17 protein-coding genes and 1 pseudogene are annotated in these 26009 nt (G+C 42.5%); 9 read left to right on the top strand and 9 right to left on the bottom strand.

Translation table 11 applies throughout. From position 1 onward, the window contains the following. The first annotated feature begins 108 nt into the window (after positions 1 to 108). The 5 genes from QYT14_RS03395 (at position 109) to QYT14_RS03375 (ending at position 9055) form a co-directional block, all read left to right on the top strand. On the top strand, positions 109 to 2979 hold the full coding sequence (locus QYT14_RS03395) for a xanthan lyase (protein WP_288325209.1): 2871 nt from the start codon (positions 109 to 111) through the stop codon (positions 2977 to 2979). A gap of 88 nt (positions 2980 to 3067) precedes the next feature. After that, a complete protein-coding gene (locus tag QYT14_RS03390; protein WP_237038370.1) occupies positions 3068 to 3397 on the top strand; it encodes a hypothetical protein in 330 nt (109 codons plus the stop codon). Between the two features lie 7 nt (positions 3398 to 3404). Next, positions 3405 to 5309 carry a YgiQ family radical SAM protein gene (locus QYT14_RS03385; RefSeq protein WP_288325220.1) on the top strand — a complete coding sequence of 635 codons (1905 nt, stop codon included), beginning with the start codon at positions 3405 to 3407 and terminating at the stop codon, positions 5307 to 5309. A 317-nt stretch (positions 5310 to 5626) separates the two neighbouring features. Beyond that, on the top strand, positions 5627 to 7831 hold the full coding sequence (locus QYT14_RS03380) for a sodium-translocating pyrophosphatase (RefSeq protein WP_237038371.1): 2205 nt from the start codon (positions 5627 to 5629) through the stop codon (positions 7829 to 7831). A gap of 129 nt (positions 7832 to 7960) precedes the next feature. Continuing rightward, positions 7961 to 9055 (top strand): OmpA family protein, encoded by a 1095-nt coding sequence (locus tag QYT14_RS03375; protein WP_237038372.1) that lies wholly within the window; start codon positions 7961 to 7963, stop codon positions 9053 to 9055. Between the two features lie 81 nt (positions 9056 to 9136). Here the strand turns inward: QYT14_RS03375 and QYT14_RS03370 are convergent, their stop codons facing one another. From QYT14_RS03370 to QYT14_RS03345, 6 genes are read right to left on the bottom strand one after another with little or no spacing between them, the layout of a single operon-like run. Beyond that, positions 9137 to 9553: an ACT domain-containing protein gene (locus tag QYT14_RS03370; protein ID WP_237038373.1), complete on the bottom strand. Its 417-nt coding sequence runs from the start codon at positions 9551 to 9553 to the stop codon at positions 9137 to 9139. 14 nt (positions 9554 to 9567) lie between these two features. After that, complete coding sequence (locus tag QYT14_RS03365) at positions 9568 to 10869, bottom strand: phenylacetate--CoA ligase (RefSeq protein ID WP_237038374.1); 1302 nt, start codon at positions 10867 to 10869, stop codon at positions 9568 to 9570. 39 nt (positions 10870 to 10908) lie between these two features. Beyond that, positions 10909 to 12216, bottom strand: coding sequence for a pyridoxal phosphate-dependent aminotransferase (locus QYT14_RS03360; RefSeq protein WP_288325210.1), 1308 nt, complete (start codon positions 12214 to 12216; stop codon positions 10909 to 10911). Between the two features lie 6 nt (positions 12217 to 12222). Beyond that, positions 12223 to 12804, bottom strand: a complete 582-nt coding sequence (locus QYT14_RS03355) for an indolepyruvate oxidoreductase subunit beta (RefSeq protein WP_237038376.1) — start codon at positions 12802 to 12804, stop codon at positions 12223 to 12225. Next, the gene (locus tag QYT14_RS03350; RefSeq protein ID WP_288325211.1) at positions 12801 to 14417 is read right to left on the bottom strand and encodes a thiamine pyrophosphate-dependent enzyme; all 1617 of its coding nucleotides are present in this window, start codon (positions 14415 to 14417) and stop codon (positions 12801 to 12803) included. The genes QYT14_RS03355 and QYT14_RS03350 overlap by 4 nt, the downstream gene beginning before the upstream one ends. A 47-nt stretch (positions 14418 to 14464) precedes the next feature. After that, entirely contained in the window at positions 14465 to 15226 is a 762-nt protein-coding gene (locus QYT14_RS03345; protein WP_237038378.1) for an amidohydrolase, read from the bottom strand. Positions 15227 to 15423: 197 nt separating this feature from the next. Here QYT14_RS03345 and QYT14_RS03340 point away from each other — a divergent pair, with 197 nt between their 5' ends. Beyond that, on the top strand, positions 15424 to 18000 hold the full coding sequence (locus tag QYT14_RS03340) for a glycoside hydrolase family 3 N-terminal domain-containing protein (protein WP_288325212.1): 2577 nt from the start codon (positions 15424 to 15426) through the stop codon (positions 17998 to 18000). Between the two features lie 76 nt (positions 18001 to 18076). On the opposite strand, the gene QYT14_RS03335 is transcribed toward QYT14_RS03340, so the two are convergent. After that, entirely contained in the window at positions 18077 to 19153 is a 1077-nt protein-coding gene (locus QYT14_RS03335) for an alpha/beta hydrolase (RefSeq protein WP_288325213.1), read from the bottom strand. Positions 19154 to 19386: 233 nt separating this feature from the next. On the opposite strand from QYT14_RS03335, the gene QYT14_RS03330 reads away from it, so the two are divergent. After that, positions 19387 to 20274: a response regulator transcription factor gene (locus tag QYT14_RS03330; protein WP_288325221.1), complete on the top strand. Its 888-nt coding sequence runs from the start codon at positions 19387 to 19389 to the stop codon at positions 20272 to 20274. Positions 20275 to 20342: 68 nt separating this feature from the next. Here the strand turns inward: QYT14_RS03330 and QYT14_RS03325 are convergent, their stop codons facing one another. Both QYT14_RS03325 and QYT14_RS03320 read right to left on the bottom strand, forming a co-directional pair. Beyond that, positions 20343 to 20909, bottom strand: coding sequence for a DUF4840 domain-containing protein (locus tag QYT14_RS03325; RefSeq protein ID WP_288325214.1), 567 nt, complete (start codon positions 20907 to 20909; stop codon positions 20343 to 20345). 1055 nt (positions 20910 to 21964) lie between these two features. After that, the gene (locus tag QYT14_RS03320) at positions 21965 to 23197 is read right to left on the bottom strand and encodes a 6-bladed beta-propeller (RefSeq protein ID WP_288325216.1); all 1233 of its coding nucleotides are present in this window, start codon (positions 23195 to 23197) and stop codon (positions 21965 to 21967) included. A gap of 388 nt (positions 23198 to 23585) precedes the next feature. Here QYT14_RS03320 and QYT14_RS03315 point away from each other — a divergent pair, with 388 nt between their 5' ends. Together QYT14_RS03315 and QYT14_RS03310 are read left to right on the top strand one after the other, a co-directional pair. Beyond that, entirely contained in the window at positions 23586 to 24866 is a 1281-nt protein-coding gene (locus QYT14_RS03315) for a site-specific integrase (RefSeq protein WP_005795594.1), read from the top strand. A 66-nt stretch (positions 24867 to 24932) separates the two neighbouring features. Next, positions 24933 to 25934, top strand: a pseudogene (locus tag QYT14_RS03310) (PDDEXK nuclease domain-containing protein); the annotation flags it as partial. Positions 25935 to 26009: the final 75 nt, after the last annotated feature.

Genomic DNA, 26009 nt, shown 5'->3' with positions numbered 1-26009 from the left:
ATAAATTAAAGATAATTCGTTTCATTTAGGTTCATTATAACTTAGTCAGGATGACAAAGCGAACAAAAAGTCTTAACTTCGCAACCATAAAATAAAGAAACAGACAACATGAAAAAGATATTTTTGTTATTCTTGCTGATAATGGCAGGAATATTGTACATGCCGGCACAAGTCTTAGACGCCAACGTGGAACAACGCCTAAAGGATTTCTTCACCAATTTTGAGACGTCTTATGCTAATATCGGCAAATGTAGACTTGATCGCTATGAAGTAAATCACAGCAAGAAGAAGCTGGATGTTTATGCCAATGCAAACTTTGGCTACCAACCTTTCACACCTGAAAATACGGAAGCCATTTACAGGTTGCTGAAACAAAGTCTTCCCGGCCCGGTCAACTATTACGACATTACCATTTACACAGACGGAAAGCCGATTGAAGAATTAATCCCCAATATATTACAAAAGAAACAGGATAAAAACAGGCTGTGGCAACGAATTGACTATAAAGGTAGCCCTTGGGTACAGAATATGTCACGCCCCTACTCCGCCCCTAAAGGATTGGAAGGCAGACATATCGCCCTATGGCAAAGTCATGGAAAGTATTATAAGAATGACAAAGGCAGTTGGGAATGGCAACGCCCGCGTTTATTCTGTACCACAGAAGATCTCTTCACACAGTCTTTTGTCGTTCCTTATATCATCCCCATGCTGGAAAACGCCGGTGCCATTGTTTATACACCACGCGAACGCGACTGGCAACGCAATGAAGTGATAGTAGACAATAATACGGTTTCACAAAACAGCATTTACCAAGAAGTAAAAAGCCGCAAAGGGAAATGGCTAACTTCCCCATTAGCAGGATTTGCCCAAAAGCGTTCGGTTTATACAGACGGGCAAAATCCCTTTCAAGACGGTACGGCACGCTTCGCCGCAACAGAGAAGAAGCCTGAAAAGGCTTTTGCACAATGGATTCCCGACATTCCCGAAACAGGTAAATATGCCGTATACGTTTCTTATCAGACATTGCCCGAAAGTATAAGCAACGCCAAATATCTGGTTTTCCACAAAGGCGGAGTGACCGAATTCAAAGTCAACCAGCAAATAGGTGGAGGCACTTGGGTGTATTTGGGGACTTTTGAATTTGACAAAGGAACCAATGATTACGGGATGGTGATATTAAGTAATGAGAGCAACCAGAAAGGAGTGGTATGCGCCGATGCTGTCCGCTTCGGGGGAGGTATGGGAAATATTTCGAGAAGAGGAAGTACCAGCGGACTTCCACGTTATCTGGAAGGAGCACGTTATGCAGCACAATGGGCAGGAATGCCTTACAGTGTATATAGCCCCAGTGAAGGTAAGAACGATTATACCGATGATATAAACAGCCGCAGTCGGATGATTAATTATATGAATGGAGGCTCCGTCTATAATCCGCAAGAACAAGGTTTGGGAGTACCGTTTGAAATGACTTTCGGGCTGCACAGTGATGCCGGTTTCTCTAAAGAGGACGAACTGATCGGGACATTGGGTATTTATACCACCGACTGCAACAACGGAAAATTAAATGCCGGAATCTCTCGATATGCTTCCCGCGACTTGGCAGATATGATACTGACCGGACTGCAACGGGACATCTCCGCCGGATTCGGCATTCAATGGCCACGCCGCAGTCTATGGAACCGCAATTACAGTGAAACACGCCTGCCGGGTGTTCCATCCATGATTCTGGAACTGCTCTCTCACCAAAACTTTGCCGACCTTAAACTGGGACATGATCCCCGATTCAAATTCACGGTTGCACGTTCGGTTTATAAATCAATCTTAAAGTATATAGCCACTATGCATGGCACCGAGTATGTCGTACAACCCTTGCCGGTCAACAATTTTTCAATTGTCGAAGGGAACAAGAAAAATACGTTCCGCCTAAGTTGGCAGGCAGTAGACGACCCATTGGAACCCACGGCAAAAGCCCGGGAATATATCGTTTATACGCGTTTGGGGCATGGCGGGTTTGACAACGGTACACTGGTGCGCGACACAGAATACACTTTCGAAGCCGAACCGGGATTGGTATACAGTTTCAAAGTCACTACCGTCAATCGTGGAGGAGAAAGTTTCCCTTCCGAAATCCTGTCAGCCTATAAAGCCAGAAAAAGCAAAGGAACGGTTTTAATAGTAAATGCATTCAATCGTCTAAGCGGTCCCGCTACCGTAGAATCGAATTTTATACAAGGATTTGACTTGAAGGCAGATCCGGGAATACCTTATATACACACGCCGGCCTATTGCGGTGCACAACAAAGCTTTGACCGAAGCCGCATCGGACGCGAAACAAACGACGGACTGGGATACAGTGGCAGTGAGCTCGAAGGAATGCTGATAGCCGGAAACACTTTCGATTATCCTTTCGTGCACGGCAAAGCCATACAATCCGCCGGAGGATATTCCTTTGTCTCATGCAGCGACGAATCAGTAGAAAACGGATTTGTCCGACTGACAGACTATCCGGTCACAGACCTCATCATGGGTGCAGAGAAACAACCTTTCTCCCCTATCATACAACAACTTATCACGGATTATTGCCGCCGTGGTGGAAATATATTGGTTAGCGGTTCTTATATCGGCAGCAATATGAACGGCCCTTCAGCACTTGACTTTACCGAAAACATACTGAAATACAGTTTTGGTGGAAGTATGGGCGGAAAAACATCAGGCAATATTTACGGTGCCAACACCCACTTCACCATTCCCTGCACCGTGAATGAAAAAACGTATGCCGTACCTGCCCCCGACTGCCTGACTCCTGTCGCACCGGCTTATTCCACTTTTGTGTACACTCCCGGCAATTACAGTGCCGGCATTGCCTACAAAGGCAATTACCGCACTTTTGTACTGGGTTTTCCTTTTGAAAGTATCGAAGAAGTGCAGCAACGGACACGGATAATGAGTGCAATATTAAGTTTCTTCGGAAGCAAATAAGAATTTTCTATGAAAATAAAGAAGTAAAGTAGAGGTTATTTCATAAAAACGCCTAACTTTGTCCGTATAAACCATTAAAATAAAGACTATGTACACTATACAAACAAATGCCTCAGGCACACGTAGCATGGATATTTCAGAAGAAAACCTGCAAACGATTGAGAAATATGCTCTATTTCAGCACTTAATAGACAGTAACGGCATTGTAGATGAGTCTGTACTGGAAAAATTAAAACTGAATATACGCTCACTGATTACTAGCGAAGAGGGAAACAACAAAGAATTGCTCGACCTTTGCATAGACGTGATTTATCATAATAATATGAAAGCCTTCGGACTTCATCAATTGATTTTGCTCTATATCCGTTGGGAAAGAGAAAAGAATCAGGATGAAGAAGAAGACCAAAAAGAAGAATAAAAAGGAGTTGAAAGAACATAAACTTACAGATTGGCTGCCGACAACAAAGAAAGAAGTTGAACTGCGTGGATGGGATAACCTGGATGTTATCTTGTTTAGCGGAGATGCGTATGTAGACCATCCTTCTTTCGGGCCAGCCGTTATCGGAAGATTATTAGAGGCACAAGGACTAAGAGTAGCTATCGTGCCTCAACCTAACTGGCGTGACGACCTGCGCGATTTTAAAAAGCTGGGGCGTCCACGTCTTTTTTTCGGTGTATCCGCCGGATGTATGGACAGTATGGTGAATAAGTATACTGCCAATAAACGCTTACGCAGTGAAGATGCTTATACCCCCGGTGGACGTCACGATATGCGTCCCGAATATCCCAGTATTGTATATACACAGATTCTGAAACAACTATATCCGGATGTGCCTGTCATTTTAGGTGGAATCGAGGCTTCTTTACGCCGTGTCACCCATTACGACTATTGGCAGGACTGTGTGCGTAAGTCTATTTTAATAGACTCGGGAGCGGACTTACTGATTTATGGAATGGGAGAAAAGCCGATTACAGAACTTTGTAAAAGGATGAAAGCACTGACGGATGCTACCGGACAGACACATGGGTCTGCCCCTACAGCAGCCAGTCTTCCTATTCCACATGATATCTTACAAACAGCCTACATAATCCGTAGGGGCGACCCCATGTATCCGCTCCAAGACATCAGCACAACATCCGAGCACAACAGTAAGGAAAAGCCCGACATCATTCTCCACTCTCATGAAGAATGTCTGAAGGACAAGAAAAAACAAGCAGAGAACTTCCGTTTCATCGAGGAGGAAAGCAATAAATACGAAGCTTCCCGCATCCTGCAAAATGTAGGAAACAATACCGTCGTGGTCAATCCTCCCTATCCTCCAATGACACAGGGAGAACTGGATATGTCTTTCGACCTGCCATATACCCGACTGCCCCATCCCAAATATAAGGGAAAACGTATCCCGGCTTATGATATGATTAAATTCTCCGTCAACCTCCATCGGGGATGTTTCGGCGGATGTGCTTTCTGCACCATTTCTGCCCATCAAGGAAAATTTATAGTCAGCCGAAGCAAGGAAAGTATTCTGAAAGAAGTGAAAGAAATTACAGAAATGCCTGATTTCAAAGGTTATCTGAGCGATTTGGGAGGACCAAGTGCCAATATGTATGCCATGCATGGAATGGATGAAAACAAATGTCGGCATTGCAAACGTCCGTCCTGCATCCATCCTAAAGTATGTCCGAACCTGAATACCGACCATCGCCCGCTACTCGACATCTATCGCTCGGTAGATGCTATACCGGGAATAAAGAAAAGCTTTATCGGAAGCGGTGTACGTTACGACCTGTTGCAGTATCAAAGCAAAGACCCGGCGGTCAACCGCAGCACTGCGGAATATACGCGCGAGCTGATAGCCAAACATGTAAGCGGACGGCTGAAAGTTGCTCCTGAACATACCAGCGAGCAAGTGTTACACATCATGCGGAAGCCTTCGTTCTCTCAGTTCTATGAATTCAAGAAAACATTCGATAAAATCAATAAGGAGTTGAACCTGAAACAGCAAATCATTCCTTATTTTATAAGCAGCCATCCCGGATGCACAGAAGAAGATATGGCAGAGCTGGCAGTCATCACCAAAAGGTTAGACTTCCATTTGGAACAGGTACAGGACTTCACTCCCACTCCCATGACCGTCGCTACCGAAGCTTGGTATACGGGCTATCATCCCTATACTTTGCAACCGGTATTTTCAGCCAAGACACAAAAGGAAAAATTGGCGCAACGAATGTTCTTCTTCTGGTATAAACCCGAAGAACGTCGTGCCATCATCAATGAATTACGCAAGATAGGCCGTAGTGACTTGATAGATAAGTTGTATGGGAAATAACTATTCCCACGTCCACCTTTTATCACTATATCGTCCGAATGCTTATATGAATCCGGGCAGCTTTATCGTTTCATGGGGATGTGTCGAAACTTCCCTTTTATCGAAATAGTTTCGACACCCCCTCATGAAACGGTAAACCTTTTCCGCTTCCCGAAAAGTCTCCCGCAGACATCCCCAACATATTCCACAACCCTAACAGCCCACAATATCCCAATTACTTTTCTCTTTTCCTTAACAAATAAAAAAGTAGTCCTATACCCTTGAATATCACTTATTTTTTCTATCTTTGGAAAGTAACTTCTAAATCAATACTGCGTATGGAAACCTATCTTTTCTGGATTGTACCCATCGCCTCTTTATTGGCATTGGTACTCGCTTGGTATTTCTACAGACAAATGATGCGCGAAAGCGAAGGAACTCCAACGATGGAGAAAATCGCTTTGTATGTACGTCAAGGCGCCATGTCCTATCTCAAACAGCAATATAAGGTAGTGGGACTGGTATTTCTGGGACTGGTCATTCTATTCTCTATCATGGCTTATGGTTTCAACCTGCAAAACGCCTGGGTGCCCATAGCCTTCCTCACCGGCGGTTTCTTCTCCGGACTTTCCGGCTTTTTGGGAATGAAAACGGCAACGTATGCTTCAGCGCGTACCGCCAATGCAGCCCGCAGTTCTTTGAACAAAGGCTTGCGTGTCGCATTCCGAAGCGGAGCGGTCATGGGACTGGTTGTAGTAGGACTCGGCTTATTTGACATTTCATTTTGGTATCTATTGCTGGATAAATGTATTCCGGCAGACGTCATGAATCCATCTGCCAAATTGTGTATCATTACCACCACCATGCTGACATTCGGTATGGGAGCCAGTACACAGGCTTTATTTGCACGTGTCGGAGGCGGAATCTATACTAAGGCTGCCGATGTAGGTGCCGACCTTGTAGGTAAAGTAGAAGCCGGCATCCCCGAAGACGACCCACGCAATCCGGCAACCATTGCCGACAATGTAGGTGACAATGTAGGCGACGTAGCTGGTATGGGGGCAGATTTGTACGAAAGCTATTGCGGTTCAATTCTCGCCACTGCTGCATTAGGCGCTGCTGCCTATATAGGTACCGACGATACAGTCATGCAGTTTAAAGCTGTTATTGCACCCATGCTGATTGCTGCTGTAGGAATTATTCTCTCCATTGTGGGAATCTTCTCTGTCAGAACAAAGGAAAATGCAGGAATGAAAGAGCTGTTAGGTTCACTGGCTGTCGGAACAAACCTAAGTTCTGCCTTAATAGTTGTTGCAACGTTCCTTATCCTTTGGATACTGAATTTACAGAATTGGATAAATATCTCATTTGCCGTGGTTATCGGACTGATAGTGGGAATTATCATCGGTCGTTCTACCGAGTACTACACTTCTCAATCCTATAAACCGACGCAACGTCTGGCAGAAAGCGGAAAGACCGGTCCGGCAACCGTGATTATCTCAGGAATCGGACTGGGCATGGTATCTACCACTATCCCCGTTTTGGCGGTAGTAGTCGGAATAATCCTTTCTTATTGGCTCGCATCAGGTTTTGATTTTGCCAATATCTCTATGGGACTTTATGGTATCGGAATTGCCGCTGTAGGAATGCTTTCCACCTTGGGCATCACACTTGCTACCGATGCTTACGGTCCAATAGCCGACAATGCCGGAGGCAATGCGGAAATGAGTGGATTAGGCGAAGAAGTACGTAAGCGCACAGATGCCCTCGATTCTCTAGGCAATACGACAGCTGCTACCGGAAAAGGATTCGCCATTGGCTCTGCCGCACTCACAGGCTTGGCACTGCTGGCATCATATATAGAAGAAATACGCATCGGTCTGACACGATTGGGACAAACCATTTTGGAACTGCCTAACGGTATCACTGTCGAAGTACACAATGCAAGTTTCACAGACTATATGCTGTACTATGATGTGACACTGATGAATCCGAAAGTCCTTTCGGGAATGTTTATCGGCAGTATGATGGCATTCTTATTCTGCGGACTGACAATGAACGCAGTGGGACGTGCAGCTGCCCACATGGTGGAAGAAGTGCGCAGACAATTCCGGGAAATAAAAGGTATTCTGACCGGTGAAGCCGAACCCGACTACGCACGATGTGTACAAATCTCAACCAAGGGTGCACAGCGTGAAATGGTATTTCCGTCTCTGCTGGCTATCATTGCACCTATTGCCACCGGACTCTTATTTGGTGTTCCGGGAGTTATCGGACTACTGATTGGCGGTTTGTCATCCGGCTTTGTTCTCGCCATTTTCATGGCTAATTCAGGCGGTGCATGGGATAATGCCAAAAAATATGTGGAAGAAGGCAATTTTGGCGGCAAAGGCAGTGAAGTACATAAAGCGACTGTCACCGGAGACACCGTGGGAGATCCGTTTAAAGATACATCTGGCCCCAGTCTGAATATACTTATTAAATTAATGAGTATGGTAGCTATTGTTATGGCAGGACTGACCGTTGCCTGGAGTTTGTTCTAAACCGGATTACAGTCTCATTTGGTAAGCTCAAATTCCGATTTCGTTAATATATCAACATATTTTTGTGAAAAAACGTGTTGATATATTATTTTTTTGTACCTTTGCAAAATCACCAAAATATTTTAGAAAATGGGACTCTCAAATTTAACAAAGAAATTCTTAATCTGTGCATTCTCTCTTTGCACAGTTAGTTCTTTTGCTCAGGAAGTGAAAGAAGAAGGTAAAGTAGTATTCAACCCTCATTGGTTTATGCAAATTCAAGGTGGTGCTAGCCATACTTTGGGTGAGGCTAGTTTCTCGGATTTGATATCACCGGCTGCACAAGTTACAGGGGGTTACCAATTCAGTCCATTATTTGGTCTGCGTGCCGGAGTAAGTGCCTGGGAAGCAAAAGGAGCCTGGGCTTCTCCTTCAACCGTGTATAAATATAAATTTGTACAGGGTAATGTAGATGCAATGTTGGATTTAAGTGCTTTATTCTGCAAATTCAATCCGAAACGTGTATTCAATGCTTATGGTTTCTTAGGAGTAGGTTTCAACCATGCATTTGACAATGATGAAGCTGTAGCTATCAATGCACAGGGACACGCGTTAAGATATTTATGGAATGACAGCAAAAACTTTATTGTAGGACGTGGAGGTTTGGGCGCAAACATTCGTTTGAGCGACCACGTATTCGTCAACTTGGAAGTGAATGCCAACGCATTATCTGACAAATACAATTCAAAGAAAGCCGGTAATGCAGACTGGCAGTTCAACGGTTTAGTAGGTTTGACTTTCAAATTTGGCAAGACTTACAAGAAGACAGAACCCGTTTATTATGAACCGGCTCCTGCTCCTGCCCCTAAAGAAGAACCCAAACCTCAACCGGTTGTAAAGGAAGAACCTAAACCTGTAAAAGTTGAAGCTTTGACAGAAAACATCTTCTTCGTTATCAACTCTTCTAAAATTAAAGAAGCTGAACTGGGTAAAGTAAACAGCATCGTGGATTATTTGAATAAATATCCTAATGCTAAAGTAACTATCACCGGTTATGCAGATGCTCAAACCGGTACTGCCGCTTACAACAAAACAATCTCGCAAAAGCGTGCCAATGCTGTTGCAGAAGCATTGAAAGCTAAAGGTATCACTGAAAACAGAATTAATGTAGATTACAAAGGTGACACAGTTCAGCCGTTCTCAACAGCTGAAGAAAACCGTGTTTCTATTTGTATCGCCGAATAATTAATAACCTACTCCAACAGAAAAGGCAGTCCCGACAAACGAGACTGCCTTTTTCTATATCATAACGAATAAACGAAAATCTTACAAACTGTTTTTATTCAGAATATCACATTGACATTTCTCCAATACCTGTACACATTTCTTCAAGTCATTAGGACGTATGACCACGTTTGCCGTATCGCCCTGAGCGAAAGCATACATATATTCAATAAAAATTTGTTCGACAGCCAGACATTCCAGAATTGCCGACAAAGAACCTGCCACATTCGGGCAACTGATACATACCACATCGGTCAGCATTACAGCAAAGTTTTCAGCACGGAGCGCTTCCACTGCTTTATCGACATCAGAAACAATCAGACGAAGAATTCCAAAATCAGTCGATTCAGCCATGCTGAACGCGTGCATATTAATGTCATACTTCGCCAATGTCTTTGCTACATCATTAATTCTTCCGGTTTTATTTTCCAGAAAAACAGATAATTGCTTAATTGTCATATTGCGTAAGATTTTTATTTTAATACTCGTTTATCTATCACGTGTTTGCTCTTTCCTTCGCTACGGCTGATGCTGTTCGGCTCCATCAGTTTAATATCCGCACTGATAGAAAGCACGCTCTTCAATTTGTCACTCAATGTCTTTTTCATAGCAAGCATACGGCCTAAATCATCTGAGAAGAAGTCACGACGAACCTCAACCTGAACCTGAAGGATATCAAGGTTGTTTTGCCTGTCAACCACCAACATATATTGAGGTTCAAATTCGGGCATTCCCAATATAACACTTTCCACTTGTGAGGGAAATACATTGATACCACGAATAATCAGCATATCATCACTACGTCCCATGATGCGGCTCATGCGAACACTGGTACGGCCACAGGCACAAGTACCCTCCATCAACGAACATAAATCTTTTGTGCGGTAACGCAGTAACGGCATTCCTTCTTTGGTAAGTGTAGTGAATACCAACTCACCTTGCTGTCCGTTAGGAAGTTGCTCCAATGTTTCAGGGTTAATAATTTCAGGATAGAAATGATCTTCATTAATATGTGAGCCATTTTGTTCCTGACATTCGAAAGAAACGCCCGGCCCCATAATTTCGCTCAATCCATACAGATTATAACCTTTCAAGCCCAGCCGTTCCTCGATTTCCCTGCGCATATTGTCGGTCCAAGGTTCTGCACCAAAAGCACCGATACGCAGTTTTATATCATCTTTAGTAAGTCCCATGCGTTCCACCGTTTCCGCCAGATAAAGAGCGTATGACGGAGTACAAGCAATACCGGTTATGCCTAAATCACGAATCAGACGCACATGTTTCTCAGTATTTCCCGTAGATGCCGGAATAACCGTCGCACCTAAATTTTCCACACCATAATGAGCACCCAAACCGCCGGTAAACAAGCCATAACCATAGCTCACCGAGAACGTATCTTCCCGAGTCACCCCATAAGCGGCAAGACAACGAGACATTACTTCCGACCACACAGATAAGTCACGACGCGTATAGCCCACAATGGTAGGGTTTCCTGTAGTGCCCGAAGAGGCATGCACACGCACTATTTCAGAGGCAGGAGCCGCCTGAAGCCCATAAGGATAATTGTCCCGCAAATCCTGTTTGGTAGTAAAAGGAAGTTTCACGATATCATCAATGCTACGGATATCATCGGGAGACAAATCCATTTCCTGCATTTTATTACGATAGAACGGGACATTATGATAGACCAGCGCTACCAATTTCTGCAAGCGCTTGCTTTGAAGCGCATGCATCTCATCCCGGCTCATACATTCTTTATTGTTGTTCCAAATCATAGTAATAGATTGATTTTATTTATGTCATTCTTTCATATATCATGGATGATCTTCATGGAAAGCCTTCATACGTTCTTCCATGACAGGATACAGTTCTTCTCTCATTCTTGAAGTACAAGCTCGCACACCTTCCTGCTCACTTCCGGTAGTCGAAAGCGAAATACTACTCACACCATAATACAACAATTCACGCAGCAACTCGCCACCTTTCATCTTGCCATAACCGATAGTGAAGAAAAATCCGTCTCCAACCACCTGAGTCGCATCATAATCATAAACAATGTGGAAACCGTTGTCGGTAAATATCTTCTTCATGCGTTCGGCACGACGAGCATACTCACGAGTATCCTCCACAAAATTAATCTTACCTTCGGTAGACAGGCGGAGCATCTCTGCATAAGCATATTGAGTGGATGCCGTGCAACCCGAAGTTATCATATAAAGAATGGAAGCTATCAAAGTAGGGCCGAAGACACCTGCATCTTTATAGCGTTCTGCCAATGCCGGATACTGACGGTCAAACAACTTATCACTAATGCATGTCAATGCCATGCGCTGGCCTGCATAACTGAAAATCTTGGAAGAAGACAACATTAAAATATAATTATCCGTATAACGTGCTACCGTAGGAGGATAAGGCGGTTCAAACGGATGTCCCAAATCACGACGGAAATCCATGCAGAAATAAGCTAAGTCCTCCATCACAACCACATCATATTGAGTTGCCAGTTCACCGATAATGGCCAATTCTTCCTCTTCCAAACAAATCCATGCCGGATTATTCGGATTGGAATATACAATAGCGGCTATTTCGCCTGTGCTCAACATACTTTCCAGTTTATCATGCAAAGCGGCCCCCCGATAATCGTAAACATCAAACTCTTCCCATTGTACTCCTATAATGCGAAGCTGGGATTTCTGAATCGGAAATCCGGGATCGATAAACAAAACCTTGTTTTTACCGGGAATGCGCTGCGTACAAGCAATAAACGAGCCAAAAGAACCTGCAACCGAACCCGTAGTCGGTACACAGGCACGCGGAGAAACATCCACATTCATAAATGCCTTTACAAAGCGGGAAGCTTCATTCTTCAACTCTGCCACACCCGCAGCAGCCGGATATTGTGAACCGACTCCTCTGTCAAGTGCCGCTTTTTCGGCTTCGATGCCTATTTGATTGGCAGGAAGCCCCGGAGATCCCTGATCCATTCGAATAAAAGGAATACCGGTTTCCTTTTCCAGATATTGGGCAACCAACAATACATCACCGATGGTTGCCTGTGAGAGGTCGGCAATATGCAGTTCCGACACAGCTCTCTCTACCAATTCTTCACTAAATATCTTCATAGCATCTTACCAGTTCTTCACTGCTTTCAAACCTATATCAAAAGCCTGCTTATTCATTTCCACGATTTTCTCACCTTTAGAAGCAAACACCCGGCCAATACTTTCACGCAGTTGTTCAGGTGACAGAATTTCAATAAATTTAGCAGCCATACCCAACAAGATGACATTCGCACATTTCGGCATATTATTTTCCTTCGCTATATCTTCTATTTCCAGTTGGACTACACGCGGAAGAGTATTCAATGTTCTCATCAGCTCCTCCTCATCGGGGTAATTGGGAATATTCTTAAACAAATTTGCCGAAGTAACCACCCATCCCTCTTTTTCCAGATAAGGCAGATAGCGCAAAGCCTCCATAGGCTCCATGGAAATAATCAAATCCGCTTTTCCCAATGAGATGAGATCTGAGTGGAGTGATTCGTCCGAAAGACGGAGATTAGACTGTACATCACCTCCACGCTGACTCATGCCGTGCACTTCGGCTTGCTTCAAGTTAAGCCCTGCAACAGTTGCGGCTTCTCCTATAATAGTAGCGATAGTGAGGATACCTTGTCCTCCTACCCCTGAAAGTATAATATCTTTTCTCATGCCTTTTCTACTCTTTTCTGTCTCAATTTACGATTTAAAGTCTGCACACATTCACGGCGCGGAATGATAACAGATACTCCTTTATATTCTATTTCTTCGCGGATGATGCGGGTTATTTCCTCCATGTTCTTAGGCAACGGAACCACCACACGTACATGCTCAGGCTCTACTCCCAATCCCAGGCAAATGGCTTCAAACTTATTTGTACCTGCCGAATCCTGTCCACCGGTCATGGCTGTGGTCAGGTTATCAGAAATAATAACCGTAATATTCGCTTTATCATTGACGGCATCCAACAATCCGGTCATACCCGAATGAGTAAAGGTAGAGTCGCCGATAACGGAAATAGCGGGAAAGACACCTGCATCCGCAGCACCTTTTGCCATTGTAATAGAAGCACCCATATCCACACAACTGTCGATAGCACGGAATGGAGGCAATGCACCCAAAGTATAACAACCGATATCACCGAAAATACGTGCACCGGGATATTCGGCAGCAACCTTATTCAATGCATCGTACACATCACGGTGACCGCAACCCTGACACAAAGCCGGAGGACGGGGCATCACCACCTGTGGAGTAACAAAAGAACATTGGGTAACCCAACCGACAGCATTGCCCACATTGTCGGGAGTCAATTCGCCTGTACGGGGAAGGTCACCGGTCAAACGGCCTTTCACAGGATAATCGCAACCAAGAAAAGCTTTCACCTGTTCTTCCACGAAAGGCTGCCCGTCTTCCACAACCAAAATATATTCGCAATGATCCGCCATCTCCTGAATCATATCTGCCGGTAAAGGATATTGTGATACTTTCAATACAGGAACAGAGCCATCGTCCGCTATATTCTCCTTCACATAATTATATCCGATACCGCAGGCAATAATACCATACTTATAATCACCTTGCGGATTAAAACCTTCCAAACCATTGTATGACGACATCTTTGAAGCCCCATCCAACCGTTCCTGTTTCTTTATCAAAGCAGCATATTGATTGCGTGCAATAGCCGGCAACAATACCCAATGAGTACGTTCACAGTCGGGATTCAGTTGATTCTCTTCCCGGACTCCTGCCACTTCCACACTGGAGCGTGAGTGTGCCAAACGAGTGACAACACGCATCAATACCGGTAACTTCAACCTTTCCGAAAGCATATAGGCATAGTTCATCATGTCATAAGCCTCTTGCTGATTTGACGGTTCCAGAATGGGAAGCATTGCAAACTTTCCATAGAAACGGGAGTCCTGTTCATTTTGTGAAGAATGCATGGACGGATCATCAGCAGCCAACACCACCAGTCCGCCATTTACCCCTGTAATCGCTGAATTGACAAAAGCATCGGCAGCCACATTCATACCTACATGTTTCATGCATACCAAAGCACGCTTGCCTGCATAAGACATCCCCAAGGCAGCCTCCATTGCAGTCTTTTCATTCGTACACCAAGTGCTATGCAGTTTTCTTTCCTGTGCCAGCTTATCATTTTGTATAAATTCTGTAATCTCTGTAGACGGTGTTCCCGGATAAGCATACACACCCGATATTCCGGCATGTATCGCTCCCAAGGCAATCGCTTCATCGCCCAACAATAATCTCTTTTCTGCCATTATCTATTTATATTATTAGTTATTATTCGATTTCATCCGTTCTTCTTTTATAGCAAGCTAAAAGAATCGGCATCATCCAGCACCGGAAATTTCTCACGAAATGCTGCCAATTTCTCCATATCTATCTCTGCAGTGGCTTCGCTTTCGCAGCTCCAGGGACATTCGGCCATCGTTTTTCCATACGGATCTATAATAGCACTTCCGCCCGAATATTCGCAAGCCGGGTCAGTTCCCATCCGATTGACTCCTGCCACATAACATTGGTTCTCTATGGCACGGGCACGGAGCAATGCACTCCATGCATCTACACGGGGGGTAGGCCAACTAGCTACATAAAGTATCATATCATAGTCGCCTAAATTACGAGACCACACCGGGAAACGGAGGTCGTAACATACTTCCAGCAGAATACGCACGCCCCGATAGTGTACCACAACCCTTTCGGTACCGGCAGTAAACTGCTTATCCTCTCCCCCATAAGTGAATAAATGCTTTTTATCATAATGCTGCACCGTTCCATCGGGATGTACAAAATAGAAACGGTTATAATATTTTCCATTTTCCTGCACTGCCACACTTCCGGCAATAGCACAATTGCGTTCGGCCGCTTTACGTTGCATCCAGTGCAATGTCTCACTGTCGGCGCTCTCGGCCACGCCCTCTGGCTTAGTACAAAAACCGGTGGAGAACATTTCGGGCAAGACAAACAAGTCAGCATCCGGCAAGCGATTGACAGCCTCATCAGCCCGTTCTATATTTACTTGAGGATTCGCCCATTCTATATTTCTTTGTAGAATTGTTATTTTCATGGTTTTCCATAATTATAAGACCCACAAAGGTAACAATTATAATAAGATGACAAACATTTTATCACCAACTATTTCCTTTATAGCACATTTTTCTTATATTTGGAAATAAAAGAGACTATTCACTCATACCCATTGTCCAATGAAGTGTGTACCTTAGTACATAACTATTTTCTTATTATTGAAAAACATAACGAATAATGAAAAAGACACTTATTTACACCTTATCCGCCCTCTTGATTTCTGCAGGCTCATTTGCCCAGAAACAGCAAGACTATAAGAACCCTTCTTATCCGGTAGAACATCGCGTACAAAGTCTATTAAATCAAATGACCTTGGAAGAGAAAATCTCGCAAATGCGTCACATTCATGCCTACTCCATTATGGAAAATGGACAACTTGACAAAGCCAAACTAAATCAAATGTTGAATGGTAAAAGCATGGGGTTCATTGAAGCAATCACATTACCTGGAAAAGAATGCCAGACTTTAATGAATGAAGTACAAAAATATATGCGTGAAAAGACTCGTTTGGGAATTCCGATATTTACGGTTACGGAATCTCTGCACGGCTCAGTGCACGACGGGTCGACCATTTTCCCGCAAGCCATTGCATTGGGAAGTACCTTCAACCCCGATTTAGCTTACGCCATGACTTCATCCATCGCCCGTGAACTCAAAGCACAAGGCATTACACAATCATTAACTCCGGTTATCGATGTATGCCGTGACTTGCGCTGGGGCCGGGTAGAAGAATGTTTTGGTGAAGACCCTTTTCTGGTTTCCCGTATAGGCGTATCACAAGTGAAAGGATATTTAGACAACAAGGTATCTCCCATGATAAAACACTTTGGGGCACACGGAACGCCCCAAGGGGGATTAAACCTGGCATCAGTTGCATGTGGACAGCGCGAATTGCTTTCCATCTACCTGAAACCCTTTGAAACAGTCATCAAGGAAGCATCTCCCTGGGCAGTCATGTCCTCTTATAACTCATGGAACAATGAACCCAACTCATCTTCTTCTTATTTAATGACTGAACTGTTGCGTAATCAATGGGGATTTAAAGGTTATGTATATTCGGACTGGGGAGCAATTGGAATGCTGAATTATTTCCATAAGACAGCACAGAACAGTGCAGATGCCGCATTACAAGCTTTGACGGCCGGACTGGATGCGGAAGCTTCGGACAACAGCTATGCAGAACTACAAAATTTAGTGGAAACAGGTGTCTTAGATATCAAATATATCGACCAAGCAGTCAGCCGCATCCTCAGAGCAAAATTCGAAATGGGATTATTCGACTATGCATTGCCGAATGAAAAATCGTATGATAAAGTTGTTCATTCTGAACAGCATATAGCATTAGCACGCAAGATAGCAGAAGAATCCATTGTACTACTGAAGAATGACAACCATATCTTACCTTTACAGTCGGACCAACTGAAATCAATCGCCGTAATCGGCCCCAACGCTGACCAAGTGCAATTTGGCGATTACACCTGGAGCCGCGACAATAAAGACGGAGTAACTTTATTGGATGCCATTAAAGAACAATGCGGCAATCGCATACAGATAAACTATGCTAAAGGCTGTGATTTGGTAACAGACAACCGCTTGAATATGCAAGAAGCTATCCATGCGGCACAAAGAAGTGACGTTTGTATTGTCGTAATCGGTTCGGCCAGTGCTTCATTAGCCAGAGATTACAGTAATGCCACTTGTGGAGAAGGATTTGACCTGAGTGATTTGACGCTGACAGGAATACAAGAAGAATTAGTCAAGAGTATTCATGCTACCGGAAAACCCACTATTGTTGTCTTACTTTCAGGCAAACCGTTTGCTATGCCATGGATAAAAGAAAACATACCGGGCATTTTGGTACAATGGTATCCCGGTGAACAAGGCGGACATGCTTTATCCGATGTATTATTCGGAAAAGTAAATCCGTCGGGTAAGTTGAACTTTTCATTCCCGCAAAGTGTCGGTCATCTGCCTTGCCATTACAACTATCTGCCGACAGACAAAGGCTTTTACCGTTCACCCGGCGTTCCCAACAAACCGGGCAAAGACTATGTGTTCTCATCCCCCAAGCCGCTATGGGCTTTCGGACAGGGACTCAGTTACACTGAATTTGAATATTTGGCGGCATCTACCTCCAAAGAAGATTATCAACTCAACGACCATATAGAAATAAAAGTAACGATACGCAATGCCGGGCATTATGATGGTTTGGAAGTGCCGCAAGTATATGTTCGCGACTTAACAGCCAGCGTTATCACTCCGATACATGAGTTGAAAGCATTTACCAAAATAATGATTAAAAAAGGCGAGACAGCGCAAGCGACTTTGTCTATCCCGGTATCCGAACTGGCCTTATACAATAAGAACATGGAAAAAGTGGTGGAACCCGGAGCTTTTGAATTGCAGATAGGACGCGCTTCCGATGATATTCGCATTAAGAAAATCATAACTGTGGACAGAAACCGGGAAAAAGTGATTCCCCTGACCAAAGACAAGAATAAAAAGGCAACCGCCACAAATGTGATTTCGACCCCTGTAGTGGTAAAGGGCACAGTAAGAGACGTGCAGGCCAACCTGCTGCCGCAAGTAACCATTAAAGCAGGAAAGAAAGAAACGGTCACAGACGCTACCGGCAGCTATTCTTTGCCGGCAATGTCAACTGATACATTAGTGGTCAGCGGAAACAAATTCAAGACAGAACGAATCCCCATTGAAGGTAGACAGCTTATCAATATCAGACTATTGAACCAGTAAAACAATCTTTTATTAGCCGGCCGGACACAGGAAAGGTGATTCCACCTACCCCCTGCTACCGGCCGGCCAATGTTTATCATTTAAGATATTCACGGAAAAACCGTTCTATCTTGTCAAACGGAATTACATTCAGATTATCATACAAATCCACGTGATTGGCACCGGGAATGATTAACAATTCCTTGTTCCCGCCTTTCAACTTCTTGAAAGCATCTTCACTGAAATAACGCGAATGGGCTTTTTCTCCATGAATCATCAACACAGCACTCCGAATCTCATCACTATACGAAAGTATAGGCATATTGATGAATGAGAGTGAGGAAGTCTTGTTCCACCCATTGTTAGAATTAAGCGAACGCTTGTGATAACCGCGTTCCGTCTTATAATAACCGTGATAATCTTTCACGAATTGGGGAGCATCCGCAGGCAACGGGTCCGCCACTCCCCCGGCCAAAGCATACAAACCGTTCCTCGCATCTTCCGTGCGCTGGGCATTGAGCTGCTTACGCAATTCGTAACGTGCATCGGCATTCATTGAATCAAAATAACCATTGGCATTCACACGGCTCATGTCATACATGGTTGCAGTAACTGTTGCTTTGATTCGGGTGTCGACAGCTGCTGCATTGAGCGCCATGCCGCCCCATCCGCAAATGCCGAGAATACCAATACGCTCTGCATCTACATCATCACGTATGGAAAGGAAATCAACTGCTGCACAAAAATCTTCCGTATTAATATCGGGCGAAGCCACATAGCGGGGCTCGCCATCACTTTCTCCTGTGTACGAAGGATCGAAAGCAATTGTCAGAAAACCACGCTCTGCCAAAGCCTGCGCATATAACCCCGAAGCCTGTTCCTTCACTGCACCGAAAGGACCGCTTATGGCAATGGCAGGTAACTTTCCCTTAGCATCCAGGGGAATGTACATATCGGCAGCCAGGGTAATGCCGTAACGATTACGAAAAGTCACTTTCGTGTGACGCACCTTGTCACTCTGTGGGAATACTTTGTCCCACTCCTGAACCAAACTTTGTTTTTTCTCTATCATATAAACACTGTTAGAATGATTATTGTCTACCGCAAACAGGTTTCCCATGGCACAAAGACTTATCGCCGTTGCCGCACATAAACTTCTTAATGACTTTCTCATACTGTTTTCACTATTAATTTTCACAACAGCAAAGGTAGCGGTTTCCACCATATCCCATTGTACCTCAATTACGGATGTTCCAACCTCAATTACAGTTCCTTGCCTATGAGTTCCGGCATTACTCATTATAATCCGTAACTCAGGTTGTATAATCAGTAATCAGGGTAATGAGGAAGTCCGGATGATTCTTTACTTTTGTCGAGTAAGAAAACAGAAGCCGAAAAATGAAAAAGATTTTAGACCTCAAAAGTGTATACGAGTGCAATCGAAATTTAGGTTGTAAGACATGGCATCCGCAAGTAAGCATCATTAATTTGGAAAATCCCAATCTGGAACAGGAAGCCGTGAAGTTTGAATTCTATGCCATCCTGCTCATTGAGGAATGTCCCGACGGCTGTTGTTGCTGCGGCCGTAAGTATTACGACTATTCCAATGCCACAATGGTATTCCTCACTCCCGGCGAAATATTTCGCATGAGTGAGGACAACACACTCCCCGATAAAGGATATCTGCTGGCCTTTCATCCCGACTTACTGTCTCAGACCTCACTGAAAAGCCATATCAAGAACTATATTTTTTTCCAATACCGGAAAGAAGAAGCACTCCATCTCTCCCAACGCGAAACATCAAAGATAACCTGTTGCCTCGAAAATATAGAGGATGAGTTACACCATCCAATCGACGCACACAGCAGCACCATCCTCTCAAGGCACATTGAACTCTTTCTAGACTATTGCACACGCTACTACGAACGTCAGTTCATTACAAGGGAAAACAAGAACAAAGCTATTTTAGAAGCAACAGAAAAGATACTCGACGACTGCATGGCTTCCGGCAGACTGCAAAGCGGCAAACTCCCCATTCCTCACCATATTGCAGAAAAGCTCCATCTCTCGGCAGCCTATTTTAACGATCTGCTGAAATTCGAAACAGGCAAGACATGGGAAGAATACATTCAATTCAAGCAACTGGAAAAAGCCAAGCAATTATTACTGAAAGACGACAATAGCCCCATTGCTGTAGCCAAGCAGCTGGGCTACCCCAACGTACAATATTTTAGTTTCATCTTTAAAAAGGTGACAGGCTGTACACCGAATGACTATCGGCACTCACAAAACTAAAAGACCTGAGTCTTAAAAAAAGATGAAACCTTCTATTCATGGAGATTCTGTGCGAAAGCAATTCCCGCTCATTCATAACTACCGCTGAAATGATAAACAAGCTGCGAAAAATCTTCTGATTTTTCATTGCCTATCCACAATTCTGTCGGTGAAATATTAAACATCATAAACTGGCTATATATTTCTGCATCACCTCCAAAATTTTGAGAGAATTCTATTCTCACTGACGATGGAGCACCATATCCGCCTAAAATGACTATATTTTCAGGGTGCAGGACAAAGTTCATGACACCTTGATCCATCTGATGGAATTCATATCCTGCTTTTACTTCAACATCACCTATTTCCCTTAAGTGCCGTGATATGTTCTCATCTTTAATCATCTCTGCAATAGGCGATAAAGGCAATTTAAATATTAGAGAATCTTTTGACACTGCTATTCCATCGGGAAAGGTTGCAATTTCCTTACCTCTATAATATGAAACTTCCACGGTACCCTTGTACGTGCCTTTCATGTCGAAAAGTGCTTGTTGAATTTCAGCAGATGAAAAGCCAGATTCATCGTCATTACATCCGGCAAATCCTATCATACAACAGAATAACACTACTATCCTTAACAGTCCTTTTGTTTTCATATCAAATCGATTAATTATTATGTTACCCCAAACACATACATATGCCTTTATCATTTAAAGCAAAACTACACAAATATTTTTTAGTCGACGAATAAAAAGCAATTTTTTTATTCGCATTTTGCATTTCCTTGATACACGCTCATTTTTCTATTGGCGCAAATGTATCTGGCAATGCTGTCTGCCACATAAAAAGTCACAGCCTCACCGCTCTGTACCCTTGTCCGAAGAGCCGTTTCTTCCTTTCATCAGCCATTGAAACGTCCTGTTGGTGGGCGTTCCGGTAGTGAATAGACAGCTCGTCATCACCCTTTCAGCCTCCTTTCATCCGTAAGGCAATGTGTACTAAATGTGTACTCTTTGTGTACTCTTTGTGTACTTAATGTGTACTCCTTGTGTACTTAATGCATACCTGTGTACTCTTTGTGTACTTAATGTGTACTCCTTGTGTACTTAATGCATACCTGTGTACTCTTTGTGTACTTAATGTGTACTCTTTGTGTACTTAATGTGTACTCCTTGTGTACTTAATGTGTACTCCTGTTTTTGATTGACTAATTGAAGGCAGATTTGAAAGGACTTGGGCAGCACGGCTGAAAGGAGGATGAAGGGATGTCCTGTCATTCTTAACCGACTGATTCTCCGCATGTTTTGATTCAAATGTAAGGATGAACGGAGAAAAAGGAATGACCGGATTAGTGAGGGGAGGGTAATCTTATCTGCTCCTACATGAAAAACATGCCGAGCTTTTTAAAAAAGATGCTGATGTTTTTAGAAAACATACCGAGCTTTTTTGAAAACATCAAGGTCTTTTAGCCACACTCTGTGTGGGCTGCCTATATTTAAATGCGCACGCATCGGTCACACATACGGTGACATAAGCCTGCACATATATACGCATCGGTCCACACGTATATACGCATAAGCCTACACGTACGTATGCATAAGCCTGCATGTATATATGTCATTGTGTCAGGCTCCGTCATACCATTCTAAGCTTAATGTTTCAATAGTTGTTGAAGCATTTCTCATTTTTTCTAATATCAATATTAATTCTTCTATTTTTTATTTCCATACTTCATATAGATTTCAGCTAAAACAGGGTTTTCATCAATCCCAACATTTATGGGTAAATTATTATTTTCCGGTATTTCAGAAGGTTCTATAACACAATAAGCTTTATTTCCTTCAACACATCGCGGAGAAAACAAAAAACTTTTATCTATATCATTCTCTATAGGAATTTTCCCAAAAGAAGATGCCTCTTTGTATTCTTTCGTATCAGGATAATAAAAACCGAAATAAAGAAAACCATTCATACGCATGAATAATAAATGCACATTATCACATGAAAAATATGTTATCAATTGAGGGAATTTTCCTTCATTACAGGCTTCTTCGGCATCATTTACGGTCATTCGTTCAGTATAACTGCGTTCTATGTACTCATTTTTATATAACAAATATTTATCATCATATTTCAAAAGGCATTTTGCCGATATTAAATCTGCATCTAGTCTATAAATAGTATCATTTAATGGCAAATATAAATTCTTGTCATACAAGTTATTTAGTGTGGACGTATAAGCCAAGTTGTTCACATCTTCATTAAAATATAAATATCCAGCAATTTCATTCTCTACTGTATTGAAATATATCACGCTTGGATATTTTTTATCCTTATATAATGAATAGTTTGGAGTATAATCACAGCAAAACGATAACAGATTTTCATTTATACAACATAACGAATAAGCTGTATAGTCAAACTTATAAGAATCTAGAAAGTCACCATTCTCTGAATATTTCAAGACTTTCTTTTGTGCGCTATCCCATACATAAATAAATCCATATCCATAAGTCACATCTTCTATTTTAATATATTCCGCCATACCTGGTCCTCGTGTACCGATGCGACATTTAAAACGCCCTTCATCATTAAATACAAAAATAGAAGAAGCCACATCCTTATCTACTACAATTATATCATCATTATCAGTCCGTAGTATTTTATCGATAGCTCCAATCAAGCAAGAGTCTAATGTTTCTAGTGAAATATAATGAATAGAATCTGCTATTTCTGACAGTCGTATTATATTTTCTTTCTGATATAATTTAAGGTTTATAACATCTATTGTTCCGTATTTCAGTTCCTCTTTACTAGTACTAGTACAAGAGGTTATTCCAAAGAATAAAAAAAACATCAAATAACAAACGAGTTTCATAATCTTACATTTTATTAAAAGTTCGTTTATAAACAAACTATCAACATTTTCTTTAATTACATGCATTTCTTTAAGACTTGTTTTAGAGCCTGTTTAAAGATACCTGAAATCTTTTTCTAAAGAAGTTTCGGTATCAACCCAATTGTATCTTTCTTTGAAGCGACCAAACTTTAAAGAAGATGTATCAGCCTGAACATTCCATAACACACTATCTGAAGTTTATATTTTTGGATATAGAAAAAGGGTGTAAATCACGTAATCACTTGATTTGCACCTTTTTTTGCGGAGAGACAGGCTCTCGAACCTATACATTCAAGAAATATCATAAAATTACAAATTACTGATAATCACACACAATTTGGAATACATAGTAAATCTAAATCTTTCTGAATATCTTTTGCTATTCCAAATATTGGGTGTATATTTGGGTGTAGAATTTCAAACGCACCCAATTATGAATATCAAACGAAACATCATTTTTGCATTGGAAAGCCGGAAAAAGAACGGTGTGCCAATTGTGGAGAATGTCCCCATCCGTATGCGCGTCATATACGCAAGCCAACGCATTGAGTTTACAACGGGTTACCGCATTGATGTAGCCAAGTGGGATGCTGACAAGCAGCGAGTGAAGAACGGGTGTACCAACAAACTAAAGCAAAGTGCATCTGAAATCAATGCCGATCTGCTGAAATACTATACCGAAATTCAAAACGTGTTCAAGGAATTTGAGGTACAGGAAGCCATGCCCACTACCCAACAGCTAAAGGACGCATTCAACCTGCGGATGAAAGATACAAGTGAAGACCAGGAAGACGTAAAGATAAGTTTTTGGGAGGTATTCGATGAATTTGTAAAAGAATGCGGCAACCAGAATAACTGGACTGAATCCACATACGAAAAGTTTGCAGCCGTTAAAAATCACCTCAAGGAGTTCAAGGAAGATTTAACCTTTGAATATTTCAATGAATTCGGACTGAACGAATATGTCAATTTCCTGCGCGACAAAAAGGATATGAGGAACAGTACCATCGGTAAACAAATGGGATTCCTCAAATGGTTCCTGCGGTGGAGCTTCAAGAAAGACTATCACCAGAATATAGCATACGATACGTTCAAACCGAAATTGAAAACCACCCCCAAGAAGGTAATCTTCCTGACATGGGAAGAACTGAACAGACTTAAAGACTATCAGATACCCAAAGACAAACAGTATCTGGAACGTGTCCGGGATGTTTTCCTGTTCTGTTGCTTTACCAGTCTGCGTTATTCAGATGTTCGCAACCTAAAGAGAAGTGATGTCAAGTCCGACCATATAGAAGTCACCACCGTTAAAACGGCAGATAGTCTGAGTATTGAACTGAACAAGTACAGTAAAGCCATACTTGAAAAATACAAGGACATCCATTTTGAAAACCACATGGTATTGCCTGTTATCAGCAATCAGAAAATGAATGATTATCTGAAAGAACTGGGAGAACTGGCAGAAATTAACGAACCTATACGTGAAACCTACTATAAAGGGAATGAGCGCATAGATGAAGTTACCCCGAAATACGCATTGCTCAGTACTCATGCAGGAAGAAGAACATTCATCTGTAATGCGCTGGCTCTCGGTATTCCGGCACAGGTTGTAATGAAATGGACAGGACACAGTGATTATAAAGCCATGAAGCCCTACATTGACATAGCCGATGATATTAAGGCTAATGCAATGAACAAGTTTAACCAACTATAAAAGTATCAGTCTGTTTCACAGATTATCCATTATTAGAGTTATCTTTGTTAAGTAATAGTTAGTAATATGGAAAATAACAACGAACATAATATAAAGAAAGGTCATTTTGATGCCTTTGTCCATGCTGTCGGTTCGGAAATAGAACAGGCACAAGTCCGGCTCATTACCGCAGCCAATGCCCAGATGTTGTTCCATTACTGGAAAATGGGCAATTATATACTGTACCACCAAAACCTGCATGGCTGGGGTGGTAAAATTATCAAGAAGTTGGCACAAGCAATCAGATTCAATTATCCTGAAAAGAAGGGATATTCGGAGCGTAATCTTACTTATATGTGCCAGTTTGCCCGTTTATATCCGTTAAATGTACTTCGTAGTTTTATTGAAGCAGATTCAATACTGTCGGTCCCAAATATTCAAAACATTACTAATGAAGTCCTTAAGCTCAATAGCGGACAATTTACGCAGGAGCTTACTGCGCAAATACAATCTACAGATAATCAATCTTTAGAAATTACGCAGGAAGTTCCTGCGCAATTTCTAAATGTGGCAAAAACAGTATCTGCCATTTATCAAATAAAGATTGAGGAAATAGAAAATTTATTCTTGGCATCACCGATTGCAAGGATAAATTGGGCAAGCCATATGGTCATACTCAATAATCCGCTACCATTAGGTGTAAGGTATTGGTATATGAAACAATCTGTAGAAATGGGTTGGAGCAGTAATGTGCTGAAAATGCAGATTGAAAGTAATCTGTATGACAGACAAATCAAGAGTAACAAGGTAAACAACTTCACTGCCACACTTCCGGCACCTCAAAGCGATCTTGCCAATTATCTGTTAAAAGACCCGTATATCTTTGACTTGGCAGGAGCAAAGGAAAAGGCTGACGAAAGGGATATAGAAGAACAGCTGGTAAAGCATGTAACCCGTTACTTGCTGGAAATGGGTAACGGCTTTGCTTTCGTTGCCAGACAGAAACATTTCCAGATTGGGGACAGTGACTTTTTCGCCGACCTGATCCTATATAATATCAAGCTCCACGCCTATGTCGTCGTGGAATTATTATGTTGTGCACAACATAACAATTCATATGTTGCGTAGCCATTTATGTTGGCTTCTAACTCTAATCCTTTGTAT

Source organism: uncultured Phocaeicola sp. (assembly GCF_948499155.1).
Taxonomy (GTDB): Bacteria; Bacteroidota; Bacteroidia; order Bacteroidales; family Bacteroidaceae; genus Phocaeicola; species Phocaeicola faecalis.
This window is presented reverse-complemented; position numbering and strand designations above follow the sequence as displayed.

What these genes read in the sequence shown, in the direction of transcription:
- QYT14_RS03395 (WP_288325209.1), top strand. Translation starts at nt 109, where the DNA reads ATGAAAAAGATATTTTTGTTATTCTTGCTGATAATGGCAGGAATATTG.
- QYT14_RS03390 (WP_237038370.1), top strand. Translation starts at nt 3,068, where the DNA reads ATGTACACTATACAAACAAATGCCTCAGGCACACGTAGCATGGATATT.
- QYT14_RS03380 (WP_237038371.1), top strand. Translation starts at nt 5,627, where the DNA reads ATGGAAACCTATCTTTTCTGGATTGTACCCATCGCCTCTTTATTGGCA.
- QYT14_RS03375 (WP_237038372.1), top strand. Translation starts at nt 7,961, where the DNA reads ATGGGACTCTCAAATTTAACAAAGAAATTCTTAATCTGTGCATTCTCT.
- QYT14_RS03370 (WP_237038373.1), bottom strand. Translation starts at nt 9,553, where the DNA reads ATGACAATTAAGCAATTATCTGTTTTTCTGGAAAATAAAACCGGAAGA.
- QYT14_RS03365 (WP_237038374.1), bottom strand. Translation starts at nt 10,869, where the DNA reads ATGATTTGGAACAACAATAAAGAATGTATGAGCCGGGATGAGATGCAT.
- QYT14_RS03360 (WP_288325210.1), bottom strand. Translation starts at nt 12,216, where the DNA reads ATGAAGATATTTAGTGAAGAATTGGTAGAGAGAGCTGTGTCGGAACTG.
- QYT14_RS03355 (WP_237038376.1), bottom strand. Translation starts at nt 12,804, where the DNA reads ATGAGAAAAGATATTATACTTTCAGGGGTAGGAGGACAAGGTATCCTC.
- QYT14_RS03350 (WP_288325211.1), bottom strand. Translation starts at nt 14,417, where the DNA reads ATGGCAGAAAAGAGATTATTGTTGGGCGATGAAGCGATTGCCTTGGGA.
- QYT14_RS03345 (WP_237038378.1), bottom strand. Translation starts at nt 15,226, where the DNA reads ATGAAAATAACAATTCTACAAAGAAATATAGAATGGGCGAATCCTCAA.
- QYT14_RS03340 (WP_288325212.1), top strand. Translation starts at nt 15,424, where the DNA reads ATGAAAAAGACACTTATTTACACCTTATCCGCCCTCTTGATTTCTGCA.
- QYT14_RS03335 (WP_288325213.1), bottom strand. Translation starts at nt 19,153, where the DNA reads ATGAGAAAGTCATTAAGAAGTTTATGTGCGGCAACGGCGATAAGTCTT.
- QYT14_RS03325 (WP_288325214.1), bottom strand. Translation starts at nt 20,909, where the DNA reads ATGAAAACAAAAGGACTGTTAAGGATAGTAGTGTTATTCTGTTGTATG.
- QYT14_RS03320 (WP_288325216.1), bottom strand. Translation starts at nt 23,197, where the DNA reads ATGCATGTAATTAAAGAAAATGTTGATAGTTTGTTTATAAACGAACTT.
- QYT14_RS03315 (WP_005795594.1), top strand. Translation starts at nt 23,586, where the DNA reads ATGAATATCAAACGAAACATCATTTTTGCATTGGAAAGCCGGAAAAAG.